The organism is Saccharopolyspora cebuensis (genome assembly GCF_039542665.1).
Lineage (GTDB): Bacteria > Actinomycetota > Actinomycetes > Mycobacteriales > Pseudonocardiaceae > Saccharopolyspora > Saccharopolyspora cebuensis.
The window spans coordinates 487,973-511,182 of the sequence record NZ_BAABII010000004.1; the positions used below are offsets into that span (position 1 = coordinate 487,973).

General features: G+C 72.2%; 17 protein-coding genes. 5 read left to right on the forward strand and 12 right to left on the reverse strand.

Translation table 11 applies throughout. The features are described 5' to 3' along the window. Positions 1–188: 188 nt before the first annotated feature. The 8 genes from trxA to ABD976_RS09030 all read right to left on the reverse strand — a co-directional run bounded on the left by trxA (position 189) and on the right by ABD976_RS09030 (position 9,784). A complete protein-coding gene (gene trxA, locus ABD976_RS08995) occupies positions 189–515 on the reverse strand; it encodes a thioredoxin (RefSeq protein WP_345360159.1) in 327 nt (108 codons plus the stop codon). Between the two features lie 28 nt (positions 516–543). Beyond that, positions 544–1,536, reverse strand: coding sequence for a thioredoxin-disulfide reductase (gene trxB, locus ABD976_RS09000; RefSeq protein WP_345360162.1), 993 nt, complete (start codon positions 1,534–1,536; stop codon positions 544–546). Between the two features lie 316 nt (positions 1,537–1,852). Then, entirely contained in the window at positions 1,853–2,650 is a 798-nt protein-coding gene (locus ABD976_RS09005; protein WP_345360165.1) for a hypothetical protein, read from the reverse strand. Continuing rightward, a complete protein-coding gene (gene sigM, locus ABD976_RS09010; protein WP_345360168.1) occupies positions 2,647–3,255 on the reverse strand; it encodes an RNA polymerase sigma factor SigM in 609 nt (202 codons plus the stop codon). The genes ABD976_RS09005 and sigM overlap by 4 nt, the downstream gene beginning before the upstream one ends. A 118-nt stretch (positions 3,256–3,373) precedes the next feature. Beyond that, positions 3,374–4,939 (reverse strand): protein kinase family protein, encoded by a 1,566-nt coding sequence (locus tag ABD976_RS09015; RefSeq protein WP_345360171.1) that lies wholly within the window; start codon positions 4,937–4,939, stop codon positions 3,374–3,376. Between the two features lie 98 nt (positions 4,940–5,037). Beyond that, positions 5,038–6,966, reverse strand: coding sequence for a murein biosynthesis integral membrane protein MurJ (murJ, locus tag ABD976_RS09020; RefSeq protein WP_345360174.1), 1,929 nt, complete (start codon positions 6,964–6,966; stop codon positions 5,038–5,040). 71 nt (positions 6,967–7,037) lie between these two features. Beyond that, positions 7,038–9,260 (reverse strand): DUF6049 family protein, encoded by a 2,223-nt coding sequence (locus ABD976_RS09025; RefSeq protein WP_345360177.1) that lies wholly within the window; start codon positions 9,258–9,260, stop codon positions 7,038–7,040. Continuing rightward, entirely contained in the window at positions 9,257–9,784 is a 528-nt protein-coding gene (locus tag ABD976_RS09030; protein ID WP_345360180.1) for an NUDIX hydrolase, read from the reverse strand. Before ABD976_RS09030 ends, ABD976_RS09025 begins: the two co-directional genes overlap by 4 nt. 247 nt (positions 9,785–10,031) lie before the next feature. On the opposite strand from ABD976_RS09030, the gene ABD976_RS09035 reads away from it, so the two are divergent. Together ABD976_RS09035 and ABD976_RS09040 are read left to right on the forward strand one after the other, a co-directional pair. Then, a complete protein-coding gene (locus tag ABD976_RS09035; protein ID WP_345360183.1) occupies positions 10,032–11,531 on the forward strand; it encodes a CCA tRNA nucleotidyltransferase in 1,500 nt (499 codons plus the stop codon). A 176-nt stretch (positions 11,532–11,707) separates the two neighbouring features. Then, a complete protein-coding gene (locus tag ABD976_RS09040) occupies positions 11,708–12,280 on the forward strand; it encodes a YqgE/AlgH family protein (protein ID WP_345360186.1) in 573 nt (190 codons plus the stop codon). Between the two features lie 253 nt (positions 12,281–12,533). On the opposite strand, the gene ABD976_RS09045 is transcribed toward ABD976_RS09040, so the two are convergent. Both ABD976_RS09045 and ABD976_RS09050 read right to left on the reverse strand, forming a co-directional pair. Continuing rightward, the gene (locus ABD976_RS09045) at positions 12,534–12,944 is read right to left on the reverse strand and encodes an SdpI family protein (RefSeq protein ID WP_345360189.1); all 411 of its coding nucleotides are present in this window, start codon (positions 12,942–12,944) and stop codon (positions 12,534–12,536) included. A 76-nt stretch (positions 12,945–13,020) separates the two neighbouring features. Further along, on the reverse strand, positions 13,021–13,686 hold the full coding sequence (locus ABD976_RS09050) for a hypothetical protein (protein ID WP_345360192.1): 666 nt from the start codon (positions 13,684–13,686) through the stop codon (positions 13,021–13,023). Positions 13,687–14,120: 434 nt separating this feature from the next. Between ABD976_RS09050 and leuS the strand changes: the two genes are divergently transcribed. Beyond that, positions 14,121–17,006: a leucine--tRNA ligase gene (gene leuS, locus ABD976_RS09055; protein WP_345360194.1), complete on the forward strand. Its 2,886-nt coding sequence runs from the start codon at positions 14,121–14,123 to the stop codon at positions 17,004–17,006. Positions 17,007–17,589: 583 nt separating this feature from the next. Further along, positions 17,590–19,557 (forward strand): acyl-CoA dehydrogenase family protein, encoded by a 1,968-nt coding sequence (locus ABD976_RS09060; protein WP_345360197.1) that lies wholly within the window; start codon positions 17,590–17,592, stop codon positions 19,555–19,557. Between the two features lie 56 nt (positions 19,558–19,613). Here the strand turns inward: ABD976_RS09060 and ABD976_RS09065 are convergent, their stop codons facing one another. Both ABD976_RS09065 and ABD976_RS09070 read right to left on the reverse strand, forming a co-directional pair. Continuing rightward, on the reverse strand, positions 19,614–20,087 hold the full coding sequence (locus tag ABD976_RS09065) for a hypothetical protein (protein WP_345360200.1): 474 nt from the start codon (positions 20,085–20,087) through the stop codon (positions 19,614–19,616). Positions 20,088–20,232: 145 nt separating this feature from the next. Next, positions 20,233–20,934: a TetR/AcrR family transcriptional regulator gene (locus ABD976_RS09070; RefSeq protein ID WP_345360203.1), complete on the reverse strand. Its 702-nt coding sequence runs from the start codon at positions 20,932–20,934 to the stop codon at positions 20,233–20,235. A gap of 126 nt (positions 20,935–21,060) precedes the next feature. Here ABD976_RS09070 and ABD976_RS09075 point away from each other — a divergent pair, with 126 nt between their 5' ends. Next, a complete protein-coding gene (locus ABD976_RS09075; protein ID WP_345360206.1) occupies positions 21,061–23,196 on the forward strand; it encodes an MMPL family transporter in 2,136 nt (711 codons plus the stop codon). Positions 23,197–23,210: the final 14 nt, after the last annotated feature.

A 23,210-nucleotide genomic window follows, 5' to 3' on the forward strand; every position in this document is an offset into this window, starting at 1 on the left:
ATTGTGCCTTGCCCGCCCGGACCTGGCGTCGCGGCCCACGCGTACCGCGCGGACGTGCGCAGACGTGCGGTGCCTGGGCGATCTCAGCGGAACGGGCCCTGTGCGCGAAAACACGGCCCCGCCGTCACACGTGTCATCGTGTGGACGGCGGGGCCGTGTTAGTCGGTTGCCTCAGGGAGAGGCCGAATTCACAGGTACTCGGACAGATCGGACAGCAGGGCGGCCTTCGGCTTGGCCCCGACGATCTGCTTGACGGGCTCGCCGTTGTGGAACAGCAGCAGCGTCGGCACCGACATGACCTGGTAGTCGCGCTGCAAGGACGGGTTCTTGTCGATGTCCAGCTTCGCGATCTTGATCGCCTCCGGATTCTCCGCGGCGATCTCCTCCAGCACCGGGGCGACCATCTTGCACGGGCCGCACCAGGTGGCCCAGAAGTCCACCAGGACCGGCTTGTCGCTCTTGATCACCTCGGTGTCGAAGTTCTCGGCGTTGACCTCGACGGGCGTGCCTGCCATGTGTTTGCTCCTCTTCCCGGTGGGTGGGTCAGTTCGTGCCGGGGCCGTAGCCGCCGCCGACGAGCTCGGGCGCGACCTCGGCGACGCCGGAGGCCTCCTGCTCGGCCAGCCAGCGCTCGGCGTCGATCGCCGCCGAGCAGCCGGAGCCGGCGGCGGTGACGGCCTGCCGGTAGGTGCTGTCGACCAGGTCACCGGCGGCGAACACGCCGGGGACGCCGGTGTGGGTGGTCGGGTGCTGGACGCCGACGTAGCCCTCCTCGTCGAGCTCGACCTGGCCGCGCACCAGCTCGCTGCGCGGGTCGTGGCCGATGGCGACGAACATGCCGGACACGTCCAGCCGCGAGGTCTCGCCGGTGGTGGTGTCGGCCAGCTCCAGGCCCTGCACGGTGCCGTCCCCGATCACCTGGCTGACCTGGGCGTTCGTCCGCCACTGGATCTTGTCGTTGGCGCGGGCCCGGTCCAGCATGATGCGCGAGGCGCGGAACTCGTCGCGGCGGTGGATGATCGTCACCGACCGGGCGAACCGGGTCAGGAACGTCGCCTCCTCCATCGCCGAGTCGCCGCCGCCGACCACCGCGATGTCCTGGTCGCGGAAGAAGAAGCCGTCGCAGGTCGCGCAGGCCGAGACGCCGCGTCCGAGCAGCGCCTCCTCGCCCGGCACGCCCAGGTAGCGGGCCGCCGCGCCCATCGCCAGGATGACCGCCTTCGCGCGGTACTCCACGCCGTTGGCCAGCACGGTCTTGACGTCACCGGCCAGGTCGAGCCGCTCGACGTCCTCCGCGCGCAGCTCGGCGCCGAACCGCTCCGCCTGCTGGCGCATCTGGTCCATCAGGTCCGGGCCCATGATGCCCTCGCGGAAACCCGGGTAGTTCTCCACGTCGGTGGTGGTCATCAGCGCACCGCCGAACTGGGTCCCCTCGAACACCAGGGGTTGCAGCTCGGCCCGGGCGGCGTACACCGCGGCGGTGTACCCGGCGGGCCCGGAGCCCACGATGATCACGTTGCGAACGTCGTCAGTCACCGCGTGCCTTTCCGTCGTCACGTGCCCCTCGCGCGCTCGCCGCGCGACCGTACTGGGGTAACGCGATCCTATTCGGCTCTGTTCCCGATCACCGGGGCCAGTGGGACGTCCCACCCACCGGAACCCGAAGGCCTGACCCCGGCCACCCCCGCGGGCCGCGCACCGCCGCGCGTCGAACACACCGGCCCACCACCCGTTCCGGAACCGGGCGAGGGGCACCTCCATCCGGCGTGGTCGGATGGAGGTGCCCCTCGCTCAGAAGCCTTCCGGGTGCACCGGCGAGTCGCGGTGGCGGGCGGCCGGTGGCGGGTGCCGATCAGCCGCCGCCGAAGGTGGTGTCGGAGAGGGTGGCCGGGTTGTCCGGGCCGCAGTCGGGGCCGACCGCGAGCAGCCGGAACTGCCCGATCTGACCGGTCGGGAGCACGAGGAGCTGGGCCGGACGTCCGTCGAGGGTGATCTCGCGGGCGCCCATCGGCCGACCGCTGGTCACCCCGTTGGCCTGCAGGCAGCCGAGCAGGCGTTGCGGGTCGGCCAGCGCGCCGTACTGCTCGGTGCCGAGCACGTCGGCGAACTGCGCCCCGGTCAGCGACACCTGGCCGCCGCCCAGCGCCAGCGGAGGCGGTCCGCCGGCGGCGGGCGGCGGGACGGGCGGCGGTGCGGCCGTGCGATCGGTGTCGTCACCGGTCGGGACCAGCGAGAACACCGCGACGGCGGCCGCCGCGACGCCGAGCAGCCCGGCACCGGCGGTGATCCCCCGCCGTCTGCGGCGCCGGGCCGCGGCGAAGTCGACCACCTCGGCGGGCGGGCCCTGCTCCGGGGCGGGCCGGGACCAGTTCCGGACCTCGTTCTCCAGCGCTTCGTCGATCCGCGCCGCGACGTCGTCCGGGATGCTCAGCGGCGGCGGGTGCGCGAGGTCGGCGCGGAGCCCGGCCAGGCCGGCTTCGGCCGCCTCCAGGGCCGCGAGCACCTGGCGGGCGTCGGGGTCCTCGCGCACCTGGACCCGCAGCGCGTCCGCGGTGTCCCGGTCCAGCGCGCCGGCGTGGAGATCGGCCAGCAGGTCCTGGGACCAGGGTGGCCCCTGCGGCGCTCCAGCGCGCCGTTCCTCGCCACTCATCGTCCCTCCCGTCGACGCATGGCCATCGCGTCATCTGGGACGTTCGCATCTGCACTGGCGTTCCGCAGATGTCCCAGAAGTTTGGCGAGCTTGACCCGGCCGCGTGCGCACCGGCTCTTGATGGTGCCTTCGGCGACGCCGAGGATCGTCGCGGTCTCCGCCACCGAGTAGCCCTCGACGTCGACCAGCACGATGGGCGCGCGCTGCTCCTCGGGGAGCTCGGCCAGGGCGTCCTGGACGACCATCCGGGTGTCCTGCTCGGCGATGGCGTCGCGGGGCACGGCCGGTTCGGCCGGGCCGGTGTCCGGTAGCGGAACGGTGGGGCGCGCCTGGCGGCGGCGGATGCGGTCCAGGCAGGCGTTCACCACGATCCGGTGCAGCCACGTGGTGACCTGCGATTCGGCGCGGAACGAAGAAGCGTTGCGGAACGCCGAGATCATCGCGTCCTGCAGTGCATCGGCCGCCTCTTCGTGGTCGCGCATGGTGCGCAGCGCCACCGCCCAGAGCCGATCCCGATGCCTGCGGAAGAGCTCGGAGAACGCGTTCGGATCTCCGCTGGTGTGCGCCGCGATGAGCTCGGCGTCCGAGCTGGCGGGAACAGACACGGTTCAGCACTGTACTGAACGTGAAAAGTCGAACACGCCCGACGCTGATCTCCCCCGGCGCCCCGGTACGACGACGGGCCGGTGACCTCGTGGATCACCGGCCCGCCGGGGAACGTCCTCAGGTGGCGGAGCCGAGCACCGACACCTCGTTGATGCTGGAGGAGAACCCGCCCTCGGAGGGCACCAGCTGGGTGATCACCACCAGCACCTGCTCCACGGGCTGAGCGGAGCGGAGCTGGATCGGCGTCTCGCCCGCCTCCAGCGTCGCCTCCCCGATCACCTCGCCGGACTGCATGCTCGGCTGCCCGGAGATGGTGCGCACCTGGACCGTGGCCCCCGCGCTCGGCGAGTCGATCACGAGCTGGCGCAGCGAGGTCGGCTGGCCGAAGCTCAGCACCGCGCCGGTGCCGTCGCTGATCCCGCCCGGACCGAGCTGCTGGTTGTAGCGGGAGGTCCCCCAGTCGGTGTTCGGGTCGCCGTCGGCGAGGTAGGCGACGCTGTTCGGGTTGTCCGGCGAGCCGTTGGCGCTGAACTGGACGACGCCGGTGATGTCCACCTTCGTCGCCGGGACCTGCTGCGGCGGCTGCGTCGGATCGCCGTTGGTGTCGAGCGTGCGGGTGTCGCCGGTGGGGCCCTCGGTGAACGCGCCGATCAGCTGCACCGCGATCCAGCTCACCACCAGCAGCGTGGCCACCGACAGCACGCCGAGGCTGACCATCAGCTTGCGCCGCTTGGTGCGGTCCGGCTTGGGGTCCTCGCGCCGCCACACCTCGCCGGTCTCCCCGGCGGAGGCGGCACCGGCCTGCCCGGTGTTCGGCGCGGGTTCGTAGGTGGCGTGCTGCTCCAGCACCCGCAGCACCGCCGCCCCGGTGCGCACGCCGCCGGTCGTCCCGGTGGAATCCGGGTTCCCCAGGGCGCGCACCGCGACGGTCGACAGCTCCATCGGCACGGTCGGCCGCAGCGTGCGCGGCGCGACCACGGTGCCGTCCGGTCCGGTCGGCGCGCTGGGCAGGTTCTCCGGCGGGTTGCCCAGCGCCCACCGGCCGGTGAGCAGCAGGTACAGCGCGGCACCGAGACCGCGCACGTCGTCGCTGGAGCTCGCCTGCGCCATCGGGCCCGGGAACGCCATCCGGATCTCGCCCTCGGGGGTGATCCGGATGCGCTGCGGGTGGTCCGCGCCGAGGACCAGGCCCGCGTGGTGCGCCGCCTCCACCGCGGCGGCCAGCGGCTGCAGCAGCCGCGCCGCGGTGCCGGGCGGCAGCGGCCCCTCGGCCACCAGGTCCAGCAGGTCGGTCCCGTGCGTCCACTCGGCGATCACCACGCCGAGCACGCCGGTCGGATCCCCCGTCGACGGTGTGACGACGTCGAGCACCCGCGCCACGCCGAGGTGGTTGAACGTGCTCGCGTGCATCGCGCGTTCCAAGGTGCGGCGCGCGTTCGTCGCGGACTCGGAATCGGAGCGGTCCCCCACCAGGATCGTCAGCGCGACGTCGCGACCCAGCACGCCGTCCTTGGCGCGCCAGAGCTGCGCGTCGCACCGGGCATCCGAACCGACCTGCGCGAGGAGTCGGTATCGGCCGTGGTCCAGGACGGCTCCCGCGACGAGCCCCTGGTCCGCCGGACCCTCGTTGCCACCGGTCTCGTCGCGTTCCGCCGCGATCTGCTCGGTCGGTTTGCTGGTCACCTTCCCTCTCCCGCTCCTCCCGGTCCCGCCGGGGTACGTGCCAACCCACTTTCCCGCACGGGAGGAGACTTCACCGTTGAGGGTACGTGACGCAGGAGTCAGCCACGACGCAGCAAACCGGTGAGCCGTCCGATCGCGGGTTGAAGTTCGGCGACCCGCAGCAAGGCCATCAGGCCGAAGATCGCAGCGAACCCGACCACGGCACCGACGACGAGCTGCACCCACGCCACCGCGGCACCGACCTGCCCGCCGATCTGGCCCGCGCCGATCAGCCACGCGCACAGGAAGCTCAGCCCGCCGCCGACCACCGAGGCGACCAGCGTTTTGCCCAGCGTCACCAGGAAACGCCGACTGCCCAAGGGCCCGAGCCGGTGCCGCAGCCACGCCTCCCCGACCAGCCAGCCGACCACGAAGCTCAGCGAGTTGATGAACGTCAACCCGTACACCACCCGCTCCGGCGGCAGCAGCGCGCTCACCGCCAGCGCCATGAGCAGCTTGGCGGCGGTCATCACCACCATGATCAGCGTCGGGGTGCGCGCGTCCTTCAACGCGTTGAAGGTCCGCATCTGCATCATCGTGATCGCGTACGGCAGCACGCCGAACGACGACACCGCCAGCGCGACGCCCAGCGTCGAGGCGTCCTCGCCGGAACCGTTGAGCGCGAACAGCGCGGTCCCCAGCGGCACCCCGAGCCCGGTCATGACACCGCTGATCGGCAGCAGCATCGCGGTGGACAGCCGGTTGCCCAGCGACAGGTCGCCCTTGACCCGCTCGTAGTCGTGATCGGCCGCCGCGGCGCTCATCCGGGGCAGGATCGCGGTCATCACCGAGAACCCGATGACGCCGTAGGGCAGCTGGAGCAGCATCCACACGTAGTTGTAGGTCGACCAGCTCCCGACCTCGGCGGCGGTGGCCACCCGGGTCAGCGCGACCAGCCCGATCATGCTCACCGCGACGTAGCCGACCGTCCACAGCGCCAGGCCGCCGAACTCGCCGAGCCGGGAGTCCCAGCCGAACCGCCACCGGAACCGGAACCCGGTCCGGCGCAGCGCGGGGAGCTGGATCAGCGCCTGGGCCACCACGCCGAGGGTGACGCCGACGCCGAGGACGAGCAGGTGGGAATCGGTCATCCGCACCGGGTCGACGGTGATCTGCCCGGGCAGCGCCATGTAGGCGAGGATCGTGGTGATGACGACCAGGTTGTTCACCACCGGCGCCCAGGCCGGCGGGCTGAACGTCTGCTTGGACTGCAGGATCGCCCCGACCAGCGCGCTGATCCCGTAGAAGAAGATCTGCGGCAGCAGCAGGTACGCCAGCGCGGTGACCAGCTCCGGGTTGGAACCGTCGGATTCGGTGACCATCACCCAGGTCAGCGCGGGCGCGGCGATCAGGGACAGCACGGTGCCGATGCCCAGCACGACGATCGCGATCGACATCATCTGCTGGGTGAACCGCTGGCCGCCGTCCGGGTCGGACTTCTGCGCCCGGACCAGCACCGGCACCACGATGCTGGTCAGCACCCCGCCGATCAGCAGCTCGAAGATGCTGTTCGGCAGCGTGTTGGCCACCGTGAAGGAGTCGTTGACGACGCCGAAGCCGACCGCGAAGGCCAGCAGCAGCTTCCACAGGAACCCGGTGACCCGGCTGATCAGCGTCGCGATCGCCATCGACCCGGTCGCCTTGAGCAGCGACGGCTTGCCCGGTGAGACCGGGCGGATCACCTGGGTCTGCTCGACCGCCTGCTCGGTGGCCTGGTCCACGCCCGGCTCCGGCACCACCAGCGGGATCGGCTCGGTCGGGGCCGCGTGCCAGCCGCGCGGTGGTCCCGGCTGCGGTGGTGGTCCCGGCGGCGGTGGGCGGTGCCCCCCGGGCGGCTGCGGCGGCTGCGGCGGCCGGGGCGGACCGGGGGCGGGCCGGTGCGGCCCACCGCCGGGCTGGGGGCGGGACAGCGGTCGCGTCGGCTGCGCGTCAGGTGGTGGCTGGGGTCGGCCGGACGGCGGTCGACCGCCGTCCCTGTCGTGGTTCACTCGCTCACTACCTCCGCCCGTGGCGACCCGCGGTCACCGCCAAGCACTCATCCGTGGACCCGCACAGGATGTCAGTCCGCGTCCCGATCACCGTCAGTGGCGGCCGGGACCGCCGCGTCGACCGGACCGGACTGATCGGTGCCGCCGCCGGTCCGCTCGTCGCGGCGCTTGGCCCGCACCTTGCGGACGATGCGCCGCACCGACAGCCCCACCAGCAGCGCGCCGGCGATGGCCGTGATGATCGGGATCACCGCACCGTAGGCGGTGGACTGCACCGGCATCCGGGCGCCCGAGCTGAGCCGGGTGCCGCCCTCGGTGACCAGGCCGACGTCGATGAAGAACTTGCCGGGCCGCTGCGCCGAGGTCTCCAGCCAGAACGTCCGCTTGCCGTTGGCCGGGATGCGCAGCACGCCCAGCTCGCGGTACTCCACGCCCGGCAGCCGGGGCAGCACCAGCTCCACCCGGAGCTGGATCGGCAGGTCGTTGATCACCGTGATCGGCACGTGGCTGGTGTTCGAGCCCATCATGATGGTGCCCGGGAACGCCCCGATCCGGACCTGCGAGAGGACGCCCTCCAGCGTCCGGGTCGCCAGCCGCACCCAGTGCCGCGCGGCGTCCGGATCGCCCCGCCACGCGCTCGACGCGCCGCGCAGCAGGCCGTTGCGCAGCGGCGTGGTGACGTGCCCCGGCTGCACCTGGCTGGACGGCTCGTTGTCCGAGCTCCGGTACAGGTCGCCCACCTTGTAGTTCTGGGCGGCCAGCGCGTCGAGCACCGGCTGCGGGATCTCGTCGGCGCCCGCGTCCACCGGGTAGGTCAGGTCCGCCTCGGGCAGGCTCGCCGGGTCCGGGGTGGGCAGCGCGGTCGGTTCGACGTACCCGGCCTCGGACAGGTCCTGCATCCCGCGCAGCAGCCCGCGCAGGTCGTCGCCGCCCATCCGCCAGCGGCGCGGCGGGGCCAGCACCGAGGTGGCGTTCGGCACGCGCGCCGTCGTCGCCCGGACGGTCAGCGCGCCCAGCACGTTCTGCGCCGACAACCGGCCGTTCTCCGGCGGGGACAGCGCGGTGACCCGCTGCGGCGTGTCGTGCAGCGGATCCAGCGCCCGGCTCAGCAGCGGATCGATCGGCACCGCGGCGATGTCGGCCCCCCGGACCCGCGCGGGCGAGAGCGACCCGGCCGGGATGCCGATCGCCTCCGGCTGCATCAGCACCGTGCGCGGCATCTGCTCCACCGCCGGACCGTCCAGCGCGCCCTCGACCGGCCACATCACCTCGCGCGGCTCGGTGCCCAGCTCACCGCGCACCAGGGCGCGGCCCTCCATCGCCCCGGTCACCAGGTCGGGCAGGTCGGCGCGGCCGAGGGCGACCACGTCGACGTCGGCGTAGGGCAGCGCGATCACGCAGCGGCCGTTGGTCGCCTCGCGCAGCTTGCTGAGCCACAGCTCCGCCGCGCTCGACCCGATGCCCTCCGCGAGGGTGCCGTCGTCCTGCCGGACCAGGTAGCCCGCCTGCATGGTGCGGACCGTCATCAGCAGGTCCGGATCGATCGCGAAGCACAGCCCGTTGCCCAGCGGGGACCCCGGCGGCGCGGTCTCGCTCACCGCCTGCACCAGCTCGTAGAGCCGTCCGCCCGGCGCCAGCGAGGTGGAGAGCTGGTCGTCGACCAGGATGCCCCGGGCGTTGGGCAGCGCCTCCCGCTCCATCCGCGGGTAGTCGACGATCGGCACCAGCATCGACATCGGCGTGGGCTGCGGCGGCGGCGCGGCGGGCGCCCCGCCCGGCAACGCCAGCACCGGGAGCAGGAACTGCGCCTCGGCCACCCGGGCCCGGCCGCCCGCCTCGGGCACGCCGTTGATGTTCACCAGCAGCGGGTACACCCCGGGCTGGGTGAGCTGGAGCGAGTTCGGGCCGGTGAGCGGGATGCGCAGTTCGATGGGCAGCACCTGCCCGGGGCTCAGCTCGTCGACCACCGGGCGGAACGCCGGTCCGGTCGCGCTGCGCGAGCCCGCGCGCAGCGCCCGCTGCGCCTCGGCCTCGGTCGCCGCGGGGTTGCCGCGCTCGATCCGGGCCTCCACGCCGCTGATCGTGCGGTCGCTGATGTTCGTCAGGCGCCCGGTGACGACCAGCTCACCCGGCGAATTCCCCTGGACCACCGAAGGGGTGACATTGGTCACCTCCAGTCGGGTCAGCGGCGCGTCCTGGGCGTGCGCGCGCGGTGCGGTCCCCGGGACCACCCCCGGGAGCACCGTCGCCGCCATCCCCAGCGCCGCGATCACGGCGACCAGCAGAAACCTCACCCCGGCTGCTCCGTCCTCCGCGTCGCCGCGCCGTCCGCGCGCAGGCTCAGCGCGTGCCGCACGAGCCGTCGTTCGTCGGCGTAAGCCAGGACCGAGTCCAGCTCGCCCAGCGGCACCCACGCCACCTCGGTGACCTCCACGTCCTCGTCGGAAAGGTCGCCGCCCACCGCCTCCAGCAGGAAGTGGTGCACGGTCTTGTGTATTCGCCTGCTGCCCGCGACGAACCAGTAGTCGATGGATCCGATCGGGACCAGCACCCGGCCGATGATCCCGGTCTCCTCCGCGACCTCGCGCACCGCGGTCACCTCGGGCGTCTCACCAGCCTCGATGTGCCCCTTCGGCAGCGACCACAGCATTCGGCCCCGACGATCCAACCGCCCGATGATCGCAGCGCGCTCCGAGGCCGCGTCGACCACCAGCCCACCCGCCGAGGTCTCGTCGACCGTCCGCAGCCTGCGCCGCCGCCGGCGCCGGTTCCGGCGCCCCGGCTCGGCGCCGCCGGAGCGGCCAGGCGACGGGGGCATGCCCCGATGGTAGTGCGACCGGCTCCACCCCCGGCGGCGTACGAGGTACGCCCGCTCCCGCCGGACGCCCTGCCGCCGCGCCGCTCGGTGGGGGCGGTGAGAGGAAGGTTCCCCTGCTGCCACGGGTGACAGGAAAGTGGCCCTGCTGCCATCAGTGACAGGAAAGTGGCCCTGCTGCCACCGGGTGCGGCCTCCTCGGGACCGGTGCGCACGAGGCGGGCGGGAGCGGCCGATACCCTGCTTCCTCGTGTCATCCTCGCAGCCCAACGCCGGTACGACGTCCGCTGAGCACCGCGCGCGCGAACGCCAAGCGCAGCGCAACGCCGTCGTGGAGCTGGTGCGGGTCGCGCCGATGGCCGAGGAGCTCGGCGAGCTGTTCGCCGCCGCCGGGCACCGGCTCTACCTGGTCGGTGGCAGCGTGCGCGATGCGCTGCTGGGCCGGTTGGGCACCGACCTGGACTTCACCACCGACGCCCTGCCGCACCAGGTGCGGGTGCTGCTCGACGGCTGGGCCGAGACGGTGTGGGACACCGGCATCCAGTTCGGCACGCTCGGCGCCTACCGCCGGGGCGCCACCGTCGAGATCACGACCTTCCGCGCGGACACCTACGACCGCGTGACGCGCAACCCCGACGTGGCCTTCGGCGACAGCATCGAGGGCGACCTGGTGCGCCGCGACTTCACGGTCAACGCGATGGCCATCGAGCTGCCGGGCCGGTCGTTCGTCGACCTGCACGACGGGATGGCGGACCTGGTCGACGAGCGGCTGGACACCCCGGCCGCCCCGGAGGACTCCTTCGCCGACGATCCGCTGCGGATGCTGCGCGCGGCCCGGTTCGTCGCCCAGCTCGGCTTCACCCCGGCCGAGCGGGTGGTCCGCGCGATGACCGGGATGGCCGAGCAGATCAGCCGGATCACCGCCGAGCGGGTGCAGGCGGAGCTGTCCAAGCTGCTGTGCGGCCGGTACCCGCGGCGCGGGATCGAGCTGCTGGTGGACAGCGGGCTGGCCGAGCACGTGCTGCCCGAGCTGCCGGCGATGAAGCTGGAGATCGACGAGCACCACCAGCACAAGGACGTCTACCGGCACTCGCTGACCGTGCTGGACCAGGCGATCGACCTGGAGCGCGCGGCCGATCCGGAGGGCGAGCCGGACCTGGTGCTGCGGCTGGCGGCGCTGCTGCACGACATCGGCAAGCCGGCGACGCGGCGGTTCGAGCCGGGCGGCGGGGTGAGCTTCCACCACCACGAGGTCGTCGGGGCGAAGATGACCCGCAAGCGGCTGCGCGCGCTGAAGTTCTCGAAGGAGATCGTCTCCGACGTCTCCGGGCTGGTGTTCCTGCACCTGCGCTTCCACGGCTACAGCGATGGCCACTGGACCGACTCGGCGGTGCGCCGCTACGTCACCGACGCGGGGCACCTGCTGCCCCGGCTGAACAAGCTCGTCCGGGCCGACTGCACGACCCGCAACCGGCGCAAGGCGGCGGCGCTCCAGCGCGCCTACGACGACCTGGAGGAGCGGATCGCTCGGATCGCCGCCGAGGAGGACCTGGCCCGGGTGCGCCCCGACCTGGACGGCAACGAGATCATGCGGCTGCTCGGCGTCGAGCCCGGACCGCTGGTCGGCCAGGCGTGGCGGCACCTGAAGGAGCTCCGGCTGGACCAGGGGCCGATGAACCGCGACGAGGCCGTCGAGGCGCTGCTGCGGTGGGCCCGGGACCAGGGCATCGAGCCGCCCGCCGACCGCTGACCGAGACGTCATCGCAGGTCACGAGGCTGTTAATAATACCTGGTGGTAATGCTGGGTGGTACTGCTCGGTGCTGCCCGCGCGGTGCTAGTACCGCTGGTACGCCGAGGTCGGGTTTCTTCGGGAACTTCGGCACACTTCGGGTTCCGGAGCGGCGCCGCGGTGAGATCATGCGGCGGTGGGAACTGACGTGGACGTGGAACCGGGGACGCTGCTCGTGGCCGCGCCGCAGCTCGTCGACCAGAACTTCCGGCGGACGGTCGTCTTCGTCATCCACCACCGCCCGGAAGGCACCCTCGGGGTCGTGCTGAACCGGCCCAGCGAGGTGGCGGTCGGCGAGGTGCTGCCCAAGTGGGGACCGCACGCCACCGAGCCGTCGGCGCTGTTCGTCGGCGGACCGGTCGAGCAGCGCACGGCGATCTGCCTGGCCGCGCTGCGCGCCGGGGAGGACGTCGCGGCGGTCTCCGGCATGGTCGGCGTGCGCGGACCGGTCGGGCTGGTGGACCTCGACGGCGAACCCGACGAGCTGGTGGCCAAGGCGCGCGGGATGCGGTTCTTCGCCGGGTACGCGGGCTGGGAGGCCGGGCAGCTCGCCGGCGAGATCGAGCGCGGCGACTGGCACGTGGTCCCGGCCCTGCCCGACGACGTGGTCGGTGCCCCGGGCACCGAGCTCTGGGGCCGGGTGCTGCGCCGCCAGGGACCACCGCTGGCGTTCCTCGCCACCCACCCCGGAGACGTCCAGGTCAACTGACAGCGTGAGTGAGGTGCCCCTCACTCACCAGGCTTCCGGGTGAACCGGCACCCGCCGGGCTTCGGGCGGCGGGTCGCGCGGCGCCGCGCCCGCTCCGGGACGACGGCTCGCGTTGTCGAGCACCGGCTAATAATGCCGAGTGGGGTTCCGCAGGTCGTGCGCTCGGACGTCGCGCCGTTGATAACAACGGCTGGTGCCTGCCGCCGGAACGCGCGTGCGGTGGCGGTCGGGCGCCGGTCGGCGCCCCTTCAGGTCACTGCGCGGCGCCGCAGCAGCCCCCGGCGCAGCCGCCGCAGCCACCGACGGCCGGAGCCGGGGCGGGCATCGCCTCGGCGGCGCGGTTGCCCATCACCCCGCCGACGGCCTGCAGCACCACGGCACCGACCAGGCCGAGCGCACCGACCAGCAGCACGCTCGCGGTCGAGGCCAGCGCGGGCAGCGAGATCCCGGCCAGCACGGCCACCGCTCCCCCGGCGATGTTGGCGGGCGAGGCGACCCGGTTGGCGAGGGCGAACGCCTCCTCGCCGCGCAGCGCCGCCGGGGTGCGGACGCCGACGAAGCGGTTGCGGGCCAGCCGACCGCGCCAGCCGCGCAGTCCGACGTAGAGCAGCGCGATCCCGCCGACGAGCAGCAGGGCGCAGAGGATCACCTGAACAGCGAGCACCCGCCCAGCCTAAGCCTCCGGGCGACGCACCCCCGCCGCTCACCCGTTCGGATGTGCCCCAGCCCATGCCGAGCCGTCACAGCGGAGCATGACCCGGCTTGGCGGCCAAGACGGTCTGGATCCGGTCGACCCGGATGGTCTCGTCGTACAACGGGGTGGACAGGTAGCCGATGACCCGGTGAACGCGGTCCCGCTGGTTCGGCAGGTTCCGGTTGAAGATGGGTTCATGGTGCATGATCCTGTTGCGGAATTCGCGGATCCCGTTGAGGTCCCGGTGGAGGACCCGCCTCGTAGCGGTGAGGTGCGGGAACGCGAAGTACAGGGAGTGCTTCCAGAACGTCTGGTCGTAGCGATCTCCCCGGCTGGTCAGTGAAACCCAGAATCCCAGCGGAACGGCGGCGACGATGTCGTCCGGGGTGTGCGTTTCGCGCCTCCCGCGCTTGGCCAGGTCATCCCGTGCCTTGCCGATCATCGACCGGCCGTTCTCGTTGAGCGGTGCGACGTCCCACCAGTGGTGCGCGCCGAAGTAGCTGCGCAGTTGGGAGTGCATGGCGTTGCGCAGCGCGATCTCGCACCAGTGCAGCGGTGGGTAGAACGCTGCGCACAGGTCGAGGTTCCAGCGGTACAGCTCCAGTGCGGCGGCGGTGCCGCCACCGGCCGCGGCGAGGTACGGAGCCAGTCGTGCCGGGGACAGGGCGCGCTGCACCCAGGCCGTGGACTGCTCGTCGGGATCGTCGATCACTCTTCTGGGCTCCTCGGTCTCGGTACCGGCTGTGCTACGCTGAATCACGTACGCCCCGGGTCCGCCGCTGCTTCGCATGCCGCCCGGGGCCTTTTGCTGCTCAGGCTCTGCTGCTGCCCGGGCTCTGTCGCTGCTCAGGCTCTGGTCCTCGCGCCGTTCGGGTCGCGGGTCGTCGTGAGTAGTGTGCCGGTCACCCTCCGCTGCGCGGCGATCACTCCCCGATGCCGGATCCCGGTTGCGCGCTCGGCTACCATGTCGGTATGAGCACCGCCCGTACGCTGCTCCTTCCGAGGCCGCGTTGACCGACCGCTGACGGCGGATCGACGCGGCTACCCCTCATGCCCGGCAGGGCTGGGGGGTTTTGCTTTTCCGGCAGGCGGCACACTGAGGGCGATTTTTCCGCGCGTTCGGGCGACCAGGGAAGGACGCAGACGATGACTGGCCAGGAAGACGGCGCGACGACCGGCGGCGAGGAAGCCCCGCGGTTCCGCTACACCGCGGAGACCGCCGCCGAGATCGAGCAGCGGTGGCAGCGCCGCTGGGAGGAACGTGGCACGTTCCACGCACCGAACCCGGTCGGTTCGCTCGCCGGCGAGGTCCCGGACGACAAGCTGTTCATCCAGGACATGTTCCCGTACCCCTCGGGCAGCGGGCTGCACGTCGGGCACCCGCTGGGCTACATCAGCACCGACGTCTACGCCCGGTTCCACCGGATGCTGGGCCGCAACGTGCTGCACACGATGGGCTTCGACTCGTTCGGGCTGCCCGCCGAGCAGTACGCGGTGCAGACCGGCACCCACCCGCGCACCACGACCGAGGCCAACATCGAGCGGTACCTGGCGCAGATCCGCCGGCTGGGCCTGGGGCACGACGAGCGCCGCCGGATCGCCACCACCGACATCCCGTTCTACCGCTGGACCCAGTGGATCTTCCTGCAGGTCTTCCACTCCTGGTACGACACCGAGGCCGACGGCGGGCGCGGCCGGGCCCGGCCGATCAGCGCGCTGGTCGAGCAGTTCGCCACCGGTGAGCGCGCCACCCCGGACGGCACGCCGTGGGGCGAGCTGACCGACGAGCAGCAGCGCCGGGTGGTCGACTCCTACCGGCTGGCCTACCTGTCCGAGGCCCCGGTGAACTGGGTTCCCGGCCTGGGCACCGTGGTGGCCAACGAGGAGGTCACCGCCGAGGGCCTGAGCGAGCGCGGCAACTTCCCGGTGTTCCGCCGCAACCTGAAGCAGTGGATGATGCGGATCACCGCCTACGCCGACCGCCTGGTCGACGACCTGGACCGGCTGGACTGGCCGGAGAAGGTCAAGACCATGCAGCGGAACTGGATCGGTCGCTCGCAGGGCGCCAACGTCGAGTTCCCGCTGGACGGCTCGGCGGACCGCATCGAGGTGTTCACCACCCGCCCGGACACGCTGTTCGGCGTGACCTACATGGTGCTGGCGCCGGAGCACCCGCTGGTCGACGAGCTGACCGCCGCGGCGTGGCCGGCCGACGTCGACGGGCGCTGGACCGGCGGCGCGGCGACCCCGGCGGAGGCCGTCGCGGCGTACCGGCGGGACGCCTCGATGAAGTCCGACCTGGACCGCCAGGAGAACAAGGTCAAGACGGGCGTGTTCACCGGTGCCTGGGCGACCAACCCGGTCGACGGGCGGCAGATCCCGGTGTTCATCGCCGACTACGTGCTGATGGGCTACGGCACCGGCGCGATCATGGCGGTGCCCGGCGAGGACGCCCGGGACTGGGACTTCGCGCACGCCTTCGGGTTGCCGGTGGTGCGCACCGTGCAGCCGCCGGAGGACTTCGACGGGGGCGCCTTCACCGGCGAGGGCCCGCGGATCAACTCGGCGAACCCGGCGGCCGGGCTGGACCTGGACGGGCTGGACCTGGCCGACGCCAAGAAGACGGTGATCGCCTGGCTGGAGGACCGCGGTCACGGCCGCGGGACCGTCCAGTACAAGCTGCGCGACTGGCTGTTCGCCCGGCAGCGCTACTGGGGCGAGCCGTTCCCGATCGTCTACGACGAGCACGGCGTGCCGCGCGGTGTGCCGGAGGACCAGCTCCCGGTGGTGCTGCCCGACGTCGACGACTACTCGCCGCGCACCTTCGACCCGGAGGACGCCGACACCCTGCCGGAACCGCCGCTGTCCAAGGCGACCGACTGGGCCGAGGTGGAGCTGGACCTCGGTGACGGGCTGCGGCGCTACCAGCGCGACACCAACGTGATGCCGCAGTGGGCCGGTTCCTGCTGGTACCAGCTCCGCTACGTCGACCCGGACAACGACCAGCGGTTCGTCGACCCGGACAACGAGCGCTACTGGATGGGCAAGCGCCCGGCCGAGCACGGCGCGGACGACCCGGGCGGGGTGGACCTCTACGTCGGCGGCGTGGAGCACGCGGTGCTGCACCTGCTGTACTCCCGGTTCTGGCACAAGGTGCTCTACGACCTGGGCCTGCTGTCCTCGGAGGAGCCCTACCGGCGGCTGTACAACCAGGGCTACATCCAGGCCTACGCCTTCACCGACGCGCGCGGCGTCTACGTGCCCGCCGAGCAGGTGGAGGAGCGCGACGGGAGGTTCTTCTTCCAGGGCGAGGAGGTCCAGCGCGAGTACGGCAAGATGGGCAAGAGCCTGAAGAACGCCGTCTCCCCGGACGAGATGATCGACAGCTACGGCGTGGACACGCTGCGGCTCTACGAGATGTCGATGGGCCCGGTGGAGGCGTCCCGGCCGTGGGTGACCAAGGACGTGGTCGGCTCGCACCGGTTCCTGCAGCGGTTGTGGCGCAACGCGGTCGACGAGCAGTCCGGTGCGCTCAAGGTCGGTGACGTCGAGCCGGACGAGGAGTCGCTGCGCGCGCTGCACAAGACCGTCGCCGGGGTCCGGGAGGACTACGCCGAGCTGCGCTTCAACACCGCGGTGGCCAAGCTGATCGAGTTCAACAACCGGATCACCAAGGCCTACGCGGGTCAGGACGCCACGCCGCGCGCCCTGGTGGAGCCGCTGGTGCTGATGGTCGCCCCGCTGTCCCCGCACCTGGCCGAGGAGCTGTGGGAGCGGCTGGGCCACGGCGAGAGCCTGGTGCACGCGCCGTTCCCGGTCGCCGACGAGCGCTACTTGGTCGAGGACACCGCGGAGTACCCGATCCAGGTCAACGGCAAGGTGCGGTCGCGGGTCGTGGTGCCCGCCTCGGCCGACCAGGACGCGGTGAAGACCGCGGCGCTGGCCGACGAGAAGATCGCCGCCGCGCTGGAGGGCAAGGAGCCGCGCAAGGTGATCGTCGTGCCAGGGCGCCTCGTCAACGTCGTCGCTTGAGGTTTTTGGTGTGGTGGTCTTTTCGCGTGGCGGTGCGGGTGGCGGAACCTCAGCGGCCTTCTCGCGGTTGAAGGTGCCGTGGTCCCGTTGCGTGGCGGTGCGGGTGGCGGAACCTCAGCTGCCTTCTCGCTCCGGGCGCCCTTCTTGATGTATGCCAATACACGGCATCAGGGCGTCCTCGCGAGAAGACAGCTGAGAACCCGCGGCGATGCAAGCTCCGTGCGTGGGGCAAAGCGGAAGCGGCTTTCGCCGCTTGCCTGACGGGGGTTCTGTTCGGCGCGTGCGTGGGCTGAAGCGGCTGGCGCCGCTTGCGCGGGCGGTGTGCTTCTGTTTTTCGAGGTGAGGGGCACCCTTGTCCGAGTTACTTGGGCAAGGGTGCCCCTCACTCATGTCGACAACGGGTGACGCCTGTTCGGGATCGGTCGCGCGGGGTGGTTCTCGTTCGATCACGGGGTACTCCGCCGGTGCTGTCCGGGCGGGTGGTGGTGCTCCGTTCGGCGGTGGCGAGCCAGGTCACGTGGCGTAGTTACCCGCCGGTAACTACGCTCGGGGTCACGGCACCGACTGGCGTGGAGGCGGGCAGATGGACATCCCGAAGACCCCGAGCGGGTTCGACGCGGCGGAGCTCTCGGCGCTGCTGGACGGCCGGTGGGCCGGGGTCCGCGCCGAGGTCCGCGAGGCGCTGGCCGGCCTCGACCTCTCCCCCGGCGACGACCTCGACACCGAGGCGCACCGGGCGCGGACGCTGGAGCAGCTCGGCATGGTCGCCCGGTCCGGCGCCATCGACTACGGCTTCCCCGCCGAGCACGGCGGCGGGGGCGACGTCGGCGGTTCGGTGGTGGCGCTGGAGATGCTGCCCGGCAACCTGTCGCTGATGGTCAAGTCCGGCGTGCAGTGGGGCCTGTTCGGCGGGGCGGTCGTCGCGCTGGGCACCGAGCGCCACCACGAGCGGTACCTGCACGACATCATGCGGCTGGAACTGCCCGGCTGCTTCGCGATGACCGAGAGCGGCCACGGCTCCGACGTGCAGAGCCTGCGCACCACCGCGACCTACGACCCGGACGCCGGGGAGTTCGTGGTGCACACCCCGCACGAGGCGGCCCGCAAGGAGTACATCGGCAACGCCGCCCGGGACGGCCGGATGGCGGTGGTGTTCGCCCAGCTCATCACCGGCGGCAAGGGCCACGGCGTGCACGCGCTGATGGTGCCGCTCCGCGACGCCGAAGGCCGTCCGATGCCCGGCGTGCACATCGAGGACACCGGGCGCAAGGCCGGGCTCAACGGCGTGGACAACGGTCGGATCACCTTCGACCGGGTGCGGGTGCCGCGCGAGGCGCTGCTCAACCGCTACGGCGACGTCGAGCCGGACGGCACCTACCGCAGCCCGATCGCCGGGGCCAACAAGAGGTTCTTCACCATGCTCGGCACCTTGATCCGGGGCCGGATCGCGGTGTCCGGCACCGCGGGCGGCGCCACCAAGCTCGCGCTGGAGATCGCGCTGCGCTACGGCGACACCCGCCGCCAGTTCCCCCGGCCGGGCACCGACGAGGAAGCGGTGCTGCTGGACTACCGGGGCCACCAGCGCAAGCTGCTGCCCGCGCTGGCGCGCACCTTCGCGCTGCACTTCGCCCAGGAGGACCTGGTCTCGACGCTGCACGACGTGCAGGGCGGCGGGGACGAGCGCGCCCAGCGCGCCCTGGAGTCGCGCGCCGCCGGGCTCAAGGCGCTGTCCACCTGGCACGCGACCGCCACCATCCAGGCCTGCCGCGAGGCGTGCGGCGGCGCGGGGTACATCGCGGAGAACCAGCTCGCCGGGCTCAAGGCCGACACCGACGTGTTCACCACCTTCGAGGGCGACAACACCGTCCTGCTGCAACTGGTCGCCAAGGGGCTGCTGACCGGCTACAAGGACCAGTTCGGGGACCTGAGCCCGCTGGGCATGGTCCGGTTCGTCGCCGACCGGTTCGTCGGCGCGGTCGCCGAGCGCACCGCGGCGCGTTCGCTGGTGCAGCGGTTGATCGCCGCCGCGCCGGGCAAGGACGACGAGGACGTCATCTTCGACCGGGGCTGGCAGCTCGCGATGTTCGACGACCGGGAGAAGCACGTCCTCGACGGGCTCGGCCGCCGGTTGCGCGGGGCCGGGAGCGACGACGCGTTCGAGGTGTTCAACAACGCGCAGGACCACGTGCTGCACGCGGCCCGGGTGCACGTCGAGCGGTCGGTGCTGGAGTCGTTCGTCGCGGCGATCGACCGGTGCCGGGACCGCGACGTCGCGGCGGTGCTGGAGCGGCTGTGCGACCTGTTCGCGCTGTCGGCGATCGAGCAGGACCGGGGCTGGTTCCTGGAGCACGAGCGGATCACCCCGCGCCGGTCGAAGTCGATCACGGCGGCGGTCAACGCGCTGTGCGGCGCGCTGCGCCCGCACGCCGTGGAGCTGGTCACCGCCTTCGGCGTGCCGCGGCAGTGGCTGACCGCCCCCATCGCGACGGGCGCGGAGGAGCGCAGGCAGCGGGAGATGCGCGAGCACGACACCGCACCCCCGACCGAGTGATCCTTTCCCAGGTGAAGGTGCCCCTCACTCACCACCCCTTCGAGTGGTGCGGGACGTCAGTCGGACCCGGTGAAGTCGAGCTCGTAGTCGTCGGGTTCGAGGGCGCCGGGCCACTCCAGCCGGTAGCGCGTGTACTGCACGACCTGCCCGATGCGCTCGGGGTCGCGCAGGGTGATCCAGACGCCGGGGATGTGGTCGGTGCGCCCGTCCTCGCGCTCGACCACGGCGGTCCCGAGGGCCTCGGCGCGGTCGGAGTCCCAGCGCTGCCAGCGGAGTTCGGTGAGCCGCAGGTCGCCCGGCCCCTCTTCGTCGGGGGCCGGGGGGACGAACTCGCCGGGCCACCGGACGGTCTCGATCGCCGGACCGACGGGCGCGTAGCTGCGGACGAACACGTCCGGGGTGAAGGCCGCGTCGGCCACGCCCGGGCGCTCCTCGGCGTCCCACCCGGGATCGGCCGTGACCACCCCGGTGACCAGCACCGCCGCTCCGAGCGCCGCCGCGACCGCCGGGCGCGTCCAGTCGCCGATCACTGCCGTCCTCCAGTCGTTGACCGGGCTCGCCCCGGGAGGTCCCGGGAATCGATCCGGGGGCATCGTTCCAGCTGGGACCGCTTTCGAGCCCGGTCTCATGGTAGCGCTCAGCTGACCGCGCATCACCGAGGGCGATGGTGCCCGTTCAGGGCAGCCCGATCTCGTGGGCGAGCTCGTGCAGCATCGAGTCGAAGAGCTGGTCGGCGTGCTTGAGGTCGAACGGGAAGCGGCCGAACACCTCCAGCGCGACGTGCCCGTAGAGCCGCACCCACCAGCGCAGCAGGAAGTACACCGCGTGCGGTCCCAGCGCCTCGGGCGGGACCTCGATGCCCTGGTCGGAGAACGCGGTGGCCAGCACCTCCTGCTGGGCGCTGAGGTCGGGCAGGGTGAAGCCGGGTTCGGTGGGCGCGGTGGTCGGCTGGGCGGCCATGAACGGGCCGACGATGCCCAGGAAGACCTCGGCGAACCGGTCCTGCGCGCCGTCGCGCACCTGGCCGGCGGGGCTGGCGAAGACCAGCGTGAACTCCTCCGGGTGGGCCAGCGCCCAGCGGCGGAACGCCCGGCAGACCGCGAACACCTTGTCCATGAACTCCTCGCCGGCCGGGCCGACGTGGGTGTGCAGCTCGGCGGCGAGGTCGGTGCAGATGTCGTCGCAGAGCTGGCGGAGCAGCTCCTCGCGGGAGTCGTAGTAGCGGTAGAGCGCGGGCGCGGTGATGCCGAGCTCGCGGGCGATGGCGCGCAGGGTCACGGCTTCCCGGCCGTGCTCGACGAGCAGCGCCCGGGCGTGCTGGCGGATCTCCTGCTCGGTCTCGGCGCGCATCCGCTCCCGGCGGGTGAGCTCGGTCATGCCTTCCTCCGTTGAATGCTGAAGCGGATTCGCGTCAGTACAGTGTGCAGGGTAAACGGCGTTCACCTTTGTTGACGGCGTTTACCGAACCGTAACCCGTTCGGGTCAGTCACTGGAGGACAAGTCATGTTCGCGTCCTGGGGATCGTTCGCCTTCCGGCATCGCCGCGTGGTGCTGATCGCCATCCTCCTCGCCGTCATCGGAGGCGGTACGTGGGGCCTCGGCGTCTTCGACCGGATGAGCCAAGGCGGCTACGAAGCCCCGGGCAGCGAGGCGGTGGCCGCCGCGGACCTCGCCGAGCAGGCCCAGGGGACCAGTGGTGACCTGGTCGTGGTGTACCAGGCGCCCGACGGCCGCACCATCGACGAGCCCCAGTACGCCCAGGACATCAACCGCGTCCTCGGCGACCTGCCCCCGGACGCGGTCAGCGGGGTCACCTCCTACTGGCAGCTCCCCGCTCCCCAGCTCGCCAACGACGACCGCACCGCCGGGATCGCCTCCGTCGAGCTCGCCGGGGCGGACATGGCGGCCAAGACGGCCTCCTACGAGAAGGTCGCCGACTCCTTCGAGGTGGCGGGGCTGGACAGCCACGTCGCGGGGATGATCCCGATGCAGGCCTCGGTGGAGGAGCACGCCACCTCCGACCTGGTGATGGCCGAGGCGGTGTCGCTGCCCATCACGCTGGTGCTGCTGGTGCTGATCTTCGGCGGTCTGGTCGCCGCTTCGCTGCCGGTGCTGGTCGGCGGCCTCGCCGTGTTCGGCTCGCTGGGCCTGCTGCACCTGGTGTCGCTGTTCTCCGACGTCAACGTCTTCGCCGTCAACGTGGCCAGCCTGCTCGGACTGGGGCTGGCGATCGACTACGGCCTGTTCATCGTCGGCCGGTTCCGCGAGGAGATGTCCACCGGGATGGCCACCGGCGAGGCGGTGCGCCGCTCGGTGGCCAGCGCCGGGCGCACCGTGGCCTTCTCGGCGACCCTGCTGGTCATCGCGCTGGGCGGGCTGACCCTGTTCCCGCAGAGCTTCCTCAAGTCGCTGGCCTACGGCGGCATGGCCGCGGTGGGGCTGGCCGCCGTCATCTCGCTGACCGTGCTGCCCGCGATGCTGGGGATGCTCGGCCCCCGGATCGACAAGCTCGCCGTGCCGTGGCGCAAGAACCGCCCGGCCACCGACGACAACGGCTGGTCCCGGTTCGCCACCAAGGTGATGAAGCGCCCGCTGCTCACCGCCGTCCCGATCGTCGCGGTGCTCGGCGTGCTCGCCGCCCCGTTCTTCAACGTGCAGTTCGGCACCCCGGACGAGCGGATGCTGCCCGAGGGCGACCCGTCCCGGCAGGCCATCGAGACGTTGCGCGCCGAGTTCCCGGCGATGAGCGACAACGGCATCCAGGTGGTGCTCGACGGCACCGCCGCACCCGCCGACGTGCAGCGCTTCACCGAGGAGGTCGGCGCGGTCGACGGCGTGACCCAGGTGGCGCCGAGCGCCCAGCAGGGCGAGGTCACCGTGCTCTCCGCCGGGATCCAGGGCGACCCCTACGGCGACCAGGCCAACGCCGCGGTCGAGGCGATCCGCGACCTGCCCGCCCCGGCGGGCAGCGAGGTGCTGGTCGGCGGCCCGACCGCGCTGAACGTGGACAGCCTCCAGGCCACCGCCGAGGCGCTGCCGCTGGTGGCGGCGGTGCTGATCGGCGCGACGCTGGTGCTGATGTTCTTCGCCTTCGGGTCGATCCTGCTGCCGGTCAAGGCCGTGGTGATGAGCGCGCTCAGCCTGCTCGCCACCTTCGGCGTGCTGACCTGGATCTTCGTCCAGGGCCACGGGGCCGAGCTGATCGGCGTCACGCCGTCGCCGCTGGAGGTCGGCATCGTGGTGCTGATGGCCTCGGTGGTGTTCGGGTTGTCCACCGACTACGAGGTGTTCCTGCTGTCCCGGATGGTCGAGGCGCGGGCGGGCGGCGCCTCCACGGAGGAGGCGGTGCGCGTCGGGTTGTCGCGCACCGGCCGGATGATCACCGCCGCCGCGCTGCTGCTCATCGTGGTCACCGGCGCCTTCGCCTTCTCCCAGGTCACCATCATGCGGTTCGTCGGCATCGGGATGATCTTCGCGCTGGCGCTGGACGCGACCGTGGTGCGGATGATTCTGGTGCCCGCGGTGTTGAAGCTGATGGGCCGGTCCGCGTGGTGGGCGCCGGGCCCGTTGCAGCGGATGCAGCAGAAGGCGGGTATCCACGAGTCCGAGGACCAGCGGGAGCTGGAATCGGTGCGGTGACGCCCGCGGACTAG

What these genes read in the sequence shown, in the direction of transcription:
- trxA (WP_345360159.1), bottom strand. Translation starts at nt 515, where the DNA reads ATGGCAGGCACGCCCGTCGAGGTCAACGCCGAGAACTTCGACACCGAG.
- ABD976_RS09005 (WP_345360165.1), bottom strand. Translation starts at nt 2,650, where the DNA reads ATGAGTGGCGAGGAACGGCGCGCTGGAGCGCCGCAGGGGCCACCCTGG.
- ABD976_RS09030 (WP_345360180.1), bottom strand. Translation starts at nt 9,784, where the DNA reads ATGCCCCCGTCGCCTGGCCGCTCCGGCGGCGCCGAGCCGGGGCGCCGG.
- leuS (WP_345360194.1), top strand. Translation starts at nt 14,121, where the DNA reads ATGACTGGCCAGGAAGACGGCGCGACGACCGGCGGCGAGGAAGCCCCG.
- ABD976_RS09060 (WP_345360197.1), top strand. Translation starts at nt 17,590, where the DNA reads ATGGACATCCCGAAGACCCCGAGCGGGTTCGACGCGGCGGAGCTCTCG.
- ABD976_RS09070 (WP_345360203.1), bottom strand. Translation starts at nt 20,934, where the DNA reads ATGACCGAGCTCACCCGCCGGGAGCGGATGCGCGCCGAGACCGAGCAG.
- ABD976_RS09075 (WP_345360206.1), top strand. Translation starts at nt 21,061, where the DNA reads ATGTTCGCGTCCTGGGGATCGTTCGCCTTCCGGCATCGCCGCGTGGTG.